3 protein-coding genes are annotated in these 2131 nt (G+C 32.9%); all 3 read left to right on the top strand.

The window, feature by feature from the left end; translation table 11 throughout:
* Nucleotides 1-623, top strand: a 623-nt coding sequence (locus tag K5Q92_RS23605; RefSeq protein WP_220771229.1) for a hypothetical protein, incomplete at its 5' end; no start/stop codon positions are given.
* Nucleotides 624-989: 366 nt separating this feature from the next.
* Nucleotides 990-1778, top strand: coding sequence for a hypothetical protein (locus K5Q92_RS23600; RefSeq protein WP_220771228.1), 789 nt, complete (start codon nucleotides 990-992; stop codon nucleotides 1776-1778).
* A gap of 105 nt (nucleotides 1779-1883) precedes the next feature.
* Entirely contained in the window at nucleotides 1884-2123 is a 240-nt protein-coding gene (locus K5Q92_RS23595) for an acyl carrier protein (protein ID WP_220771227.1), read from the top strand.
* Nucleotides 2124-2131 lie beyond the last annotated feature (8 nt).

The following is a 2131-nucleotide window of genomic DNA, read 5'->3' as shown; positions in this document are numbered from 1 at the left end:
GTAGCAAGCATAAAATTAATTATCTTCTTACTCTTGATCAAGATTCTGTAGTTACTGATCAATTGGTTGATGGCTTATTGTCAACTATCAATACTGCTACTAATATCGCGATGGTTGGACCTAAAATATCGGACGTCAATGAATCAGCCGCAAAAAATTCAAATGAATCATTAGTAGATACTTTTCATTTAATCACTTCAGGAGCACTTTGCCGTGTATCTCATCTAGTTAATGTAGGCATGTTTAATGAGAAACTGTTTATCGATTGTGTTGACTTCGATATGAGTCTTAAATTAATTCAATTTGATTATAAAGTAATTCGGAATAATAAATTGCAATTAATTCATGAAATTGGTCGAAAACAAAAAAAGAGAATATTAAATCGTGAATTTTACCTACTTAATCACTCGGAAGTTAGAGTTTATTACATGGTTCGAAACCGTTTATTCATAGTCAGAAAGTATTGGAATTTAGAGGGGTATCGTCCTTTGGATGACCTGAAACATTTACTGACTAGGACTTTAGCAATGCTTTGCTATGAAGAGAGAAAATTCCCAAAGTTAATTGCGACGTTAAAAGGTATATTTGACTCTTTCTCTTGCTATAGGTCAATTATGAAATAATAGTCAAATTAGCTACAGTTACAATTTCTCCCTGAGTCTTTGGTATGCTCTTTGAATGTATATGTTTTAGGAGGAAGGATGCATTTTTTTTTTAATCGTCATAGACCCGTTGTGGTTCTTAATGATGGTATGGTCGTGACATATCATAAGGGAAGTATATGTTTAGTTTCATCCAGCGGGATAGTGATAAAGAATGTCTGTGAATTACCATGTAAACCAATTATAAAGTTTTTATCACGATTTAGACTTTTCGAAAGAATGTTACGTTTAGAGCCCAGGTGTGGAGTGTGTATTTCTTCTAACCAAGTATTGCTTACTTATAGGGGAAGTTGTTATCGGGTAGATCTTAAGCATGGCAAGGTGTACTTGGAAATTAAATTCAGGGAAGGCATGTCTAATCCTTTATTTTTTTCAAAAGTATCAGGAAATGCTAGCTATCCTGACCAAGTCCTATTCGGCGAGTATTGGGGGAATTTAGGTAAGGAATCCGTTAGAGTTTATAGTAGAGAACTTAGTGATAGTAGTCCGTGGAATATTTTAACGGAATTTGCTGCAGGTCAAATCACCCATATTCATAACATACTTGCTGATATAAATGAGCAACGTTTACTTATACTAACCGGCGATTCTGATAAAGAATCTGGAGTATGGGAGATAAAGCCTAATGACGTAGCCCCTAAAAAGATTGTTGCAGGTAAGCAAATATACAGATCATGTATAGGCTATGTTGAAGATAATTACTTGTATTACGCGACAGATACGCCTCAAGAAGAGAATTTCTTTGCTAGGCTATGTTTGACTACTTTAGAAATTGAAAAGCTATTATCTCTTGAGGGACCCGTAATATATGGTAGTCGAATAAAGAATAAGCTTTTATTTAGTACGAGCGTCGAGCCTGATACGGAATTGAGTGGCTTTAGATATTTATTATCAAGAAGAGTTGGCAGAGGTTTAAAAAGCAAGGATTGTGTTGTTTACTCTTATGATGGCATTAATGTTCATGAGATTAATAGGTTTAAAAAGGATTTTTTACCAATGGGCTTGTTTCAATTTGGCTGTGTAAGTTTTTACACGTCTGAAAATATGAATTATGTTTATGGCTATGGTATGTCTTTAAATTATATTGATGGTAAAACGTATAAATTTAATTTTTAAATTAATGGTGTAGTTTTTCATAGCTTTCTTTGTTTTTTACTTAAATTAAAATAATGCAATATTTTTGTTGCGCGGTGATTTTTATTTTACAACTTTGGATTAAATATGACTAATCAAGAAAAATTAAATACGATTTTTAGTGCAGTATTGGGGATTAATATCGATAATGTTACTGAGGACTTGAGAGCTGACTCTGTACCTAACTGGGACTCAATTGCTCATATGACACTAGTGGCTGAATTAGAAGAACAATTTAACATTTCTTTAGACTTTGACCAAATATCAGAAATAAACAGTTATAATAAAGTTAAAGAGGTGCTTATTTTCTTGGGTGTTAATTTCTAGCTTTATAA

The organism is Shewanella sp. MBTL60-007, from assembly GCF_019654915.1.
Classification (GTDB): domain Bacteria; phylum Pseudomonadota; class Gammaproteobacteria; order Enterobacterales; family Shewanellaceae; genus Shewanella.
This window is presented reverse-complemented; position numbering and strand designations above follow the sequence as displayed.

Excerpts from the sequence above, each read along its gene's own strand:
- K5Q92_RS23595 (WP_220771227.1), top strand. The coding sequence starts at position 1,884 with ATGACTAATCAAGAAAAATTAAATACGATTTTTAGTGCAGTATTGGGG.